This window comes from Pseudomonas sp. BCRC 81390 (assembly GCF_030341915.1).
Lineage (GTDB): Bacteria > Pseudomonadota > Gammaproteobacteria > Pseudomonadales > Pseudomonadaceae > Aquipseudomonas.
In genome coordinates, this window is the sequence record NZ_JATAAG010000087.1 from 1 (window position 1) to 229 (window position 229).

At 55.5% G+C, this 229-nt stretch carries 1 rRNA gene; it reads right to left on the minus strand.

What is annotated here, in order from left to right:
- Positions 1-28: 28 nt before the first annotated feature.
- A 16S ribosomal RNA gene (locus tag QSV36_RS26210) occupies positions 29-229 on the minus strand; the annotation flags it as partial.

A 229-nucleotide genomic window follows, 5' to 3' on the forward strand; every position in this document is an offset into this window, starting at 1 on the left:
AGCTCATCAGCAGGCTGATGTCGTCGATTAAGGAGGTGATCCAGCCGCAGGTTCCCCTACGGCTACCTTGTTACGACTTCACCCCAGTCATGAATCACACCGTGGTAACCGTCCTCCCGAAGGTTAGACTAGCTACTTCTGGTGCAACCCACTCCCATGGTGTGACGGGCGGTGTGTACAAGGCCCGGGAACGTATTCACCGCGACATTCTGATTCGCGATTACTAGCG